Source organism: Dietzia sp. NPDC055343 (genome assembly GCF_053645265.1).
Map to the genome: position 1 here is coordinate 1 of NZ_JBSHMJ010000096.1, position 3,095 is coordinate 3,095.

Sequence of the window (3,095 nt, forward strand, 5' to 3'; positions counted from 1 at the left end):
AACAGACCGCCGCGCCGTTGGTGCGGTAAGGGTGAAACGGTGCGGTAAGAGCGCACCAGCACCCCGGGTGACCGGGGTGGCTAGGTAAACCCCGCTCGGAGCAAGGTCAAAGACCGCACCACTGGTGGTGCGGTTGCGCGGATGACGTGCAGCGATGCACGAAAGGGCTGCTCGCCCGAGTCCGCGGGTGGACCGCTCGAGGTACCCGGCGACGGTGTACCCAGATGGATGGTCGTCGCCCTCCCTCGTGGAGGGCACAGGATCCGGCTTACAGGCCGGCTCGTTCACCCCGCCGCTGGTCGGCGTGTGACCTGCGGATATGCGCAGTTCCGAGCGTTAAGCACCGTACTCATTACCCGCGCGTTCCGGCGGCTGGGAGGGCTGGTGCGGGACCAGTGCGGGACGGCGGGATCCTGTCTGACCCCGCCGCTACCCTCCGCGCATGCTCTGGACCGAGGACGCTCCCACCCACTGCCCCAACGGCCACCGGCTCGGCCCGGGCCGGGTCCTCGTCGGTTGGCTCGCGCCACGCGCCGGCACGCTCGAGCAGGGCTACCGGACCCACGAGTGCCGCGAGTGTGGCGCGATCACGCTGTGGGAGCCGACCTGCAGCTGGAAGTGACCTGTGCGGCGTGAGCGCCGTACACACCTGATATGAAGACACTCACACCCGACGAAAGGCTGCACCATGCGCACCCTCCTCGCAATGGCTGCCACTTCACTCGTTGTCCTGGCCGGCTGCTCCTCGGCAGACGAGCCGGAACCGGAGCCCGCGCCGACCCCGACCAGTGCCGCTCCCGTCGAACCCACAGAGACCGCGATCGCCCTGGGGGAACCGTTCACCATCGCCGGCCCGAACTACACCGCCAACGTCACCATCGAACGCGTCTACATCCCCGACATGTGCGACGGCACCCCGAACCAATACCCCGCCATCGAAGCTGATGTGGAGGTGACAGAAGGGGACGGCACAAGCGAAGTCCTGAACACCGGGACAATCCGCGAGCGCACCCCGGACGGGTACATCGAGAAGGAACGAACCGTGTCCCGCAACTGCGACGGCATCGAGGAACTCGACGCCATGAACGCGCAGACTGGCGACAAGTTCCGTGGGGTTCGTTGGCTTAAGGAAGACGTTGACCCTAAGTCGGAGATCTTGATCAATACCCCGACGGGCGGCGGGCCGATAGCGGAGGTGTTCGTGCTTGACCTTGCGGCCCTAGACCTGGGTTCAGAGCCCGCTCCTGCATCTCAGGCACCCGCGGCGGCTTCGGTGGAAGCAGCGCCCGAGACTATTGCCGAGCCCTACATTGTCGAGTGCTTGGACGGAACTCCTGGGCCGTCCCTGATGTCGGATGGCAGTGTCCAATCCACCGACTACTGCGGGAACAGGCCGGGAGCCGCAGAGTCGCGGTTTCTGGAGGGCAACTGCTCCGACATGGCATGGCGGAACCAGATGGGCCTCGAAGGAGACCAGTTGTGCGGTTCTTCGATGTTTGCGGATGGTCAGACAGGCGGCAATTGATCTGCTCCTGACAATGCCCGTCACCAAATAGAGAGAGGCACCATCGTGACGAACCCCGGACCCTGGACGGCTTCCGGCCAGCCCGAGACTAAGAAGTCCCGTACCTGGTGGGTCGTCGGTGGCGTTGTCGCCGCGGCGCTCGCAGTGTTCCTGGCCTATCTGATGGGTCGCGGATGGGACGAAGCGGTGGAGCAAGAAACCTCCAGAACCGCCCCCGTGGCTAGTAGTTCGGCGCCCATTCCCCAGACGGAGACCACCCAAGCAGAACGTCAGCCCGGAGTCGGTTACAAGGATCCGAATGTTCTATCCGAAGACCTTAAGAGTATCGCCGGAGTGAGTATCTCCCCGGTCCAAGCTGACTCCATATCAACTCACTTGTGCAACTCGTTAGATGCTGGTGCGACTCTCCGTCAGGTGGCTGACGAGGCTGCTCGAGCAACATCCGGCAAGTGGTCAGATTCTCAAGCTCGGATGACGGCGATGATGATGATGTTGGAGTATTGTCCGCGGCACGCAGAGTAGCCCACCTGAAATACGAAAACGAGCCCGCTCACCAATGTGGTGGGCGGGGCTCGTTCGTTCGGGGTGAGGCGAATCCGGCTTACAGGTCGGCTCGTTCAACACGCCGTGGGCGGAGTGCCGGTGGGCTCCGCCCCCCGCGGGGCTTGTTGACTTGACGACGCAGTGCGTCTTACGAGGGCAGCATGTCCTCGAGGCTGCCGAACGCATCGCCGAGGCTGCCGGTGTCCTCGGCCTCGAGCTCGAAGTTCGTGGTCTCGCAGCCGAGCGTGAAGTTGTCGATCGCCACGTCATCAGCCGTGTTGTCGCGGGTCTTCTGCACGCCGTACTCGGTGACCACAGCGTCAGGGTTGAGGTTGATGATCTCATCGAGCGTCATCATCGTTCCGCGGGGGATGTCCTGGCCGTCTTCGCCCTCGAGTGCTCGGGTCACCCAGAACTGGGCGTCGTCAGCCGGGTCGGCTACGGACCAGCCGTCGGCGGTGGGCGGGCTCCACACGATGGTGGCGAACCCGACGTCGCTGCCCGCCGAGTCATCCTCTGAATCAGCCAGGCTCGCCTCGTTGAGCCGGATCTGTAGCGCCGGGGCCTGCCCACTCGAGGTGTACTCGTAACTCAGCGGAGTGAGGTCGTCTCCGTCCCGGAGGATGTCGGCGAGCGGCGCCCGGTCGGCGCTCTTGTAGAGCGACGAGCCCTGCGTTGCGTCGGTCGGCAGGGTCAGCGCGGCCTCGCCGACCGACTCGGGCGCGTCGTCGACCGCCTGGATGGTCGCGGGGACCTCATCGGTCGGGGTGAACCACCCGGATGCCTCGAGGGTCTCCGGGGTCACGACCTCCGTGCCACAGGCGTCCCCGAGCGAGCCACCGAGTGAGCCGCCGGGTAGCGACGACTGGGCCCCGGCTATGGGTGCGGAAAGTGCCGCCCCGGCACCGAATGCGACGGCGACAGAGGCTACCCCGACGGATCGGATGACGTTCTTCATGCGTCCCCCTTCTGCTTTCTCGGCCGCCGATCTGACGACCGCGAGATGGTGGTGCTGCTCACATGCCGC

Annotated in this window: 3 protein-coding genes and 1 other RNA gene; 3 read left to right on the forward strand and 1 reads right to left on the reverse strand. The window is 65.3% G+C overall.

The window, feature by feature from the left end; all coding sequences use genetic code 11:
* The 3 genes from rnpB to ACWIE7_RS18590 form a co-directional block, all read left to right on the forward strand.
* Positions 1 to 287, forward strand: an RNA gene (gene rnpB, locus ACWIE7_RS18580) — RNase P RNA component class A; the annotation flags it as partial.
* 155 nt (positions 288 to 442) lie between these two features.
* On the forward strand, positions 443 to 622 hold the full coding sequence (locus ACWIE7_RS18585) for a hypothetical protein (RefSeq protein WP_454070245.1): 180 nt from the start codon (positions 443 to 445) through the stop codon (positions 620 to 622).
* A gap of 66 nt (positions 623 to 688) precedes the next feature.
* A complete protein-coding gene (locus ACWIE7_RS18590; RefSeq protein WP_454070246.1) occupies positions 689 to 1,525 on the forward strand; it encodes a hypothetical protein in 837 nt (278 codons plus the stop codon).
* Positions 1,526 to 2,216: 691 nt separating this feature from the next.
* On the opposite strand, the gene ACWIE7_RS18595 is transcribed toward ACWIE7_RS18590, so the two are convergent.
* Positions 2,217 to 3,095 (reverse strand): hypothetical protein (locus ACWIE7_RS18595; RefSeq protein WP_454070247.1); only part of this gene is annotated, 879 nt, incomplete at its 5' end.

What these genes read in the sequence shown, in the direction of transcription:
- ACWIE7_RS18585 (WP_454070245.1), top strand. Translation starts at nt 443, where the DNA reads ATGCTCTGGACCGAGGACGCTCCCACCCACTGCCCCAACGGCCACCGG.
- ACWIE7_RS18590 (WP_454070246.1), top strand. Translation starts at nt 689, where the DNA reads ATGCGCACCCTCCTCGCAATGGCTGCCACTTCACTCGTTGTCCTGGCC.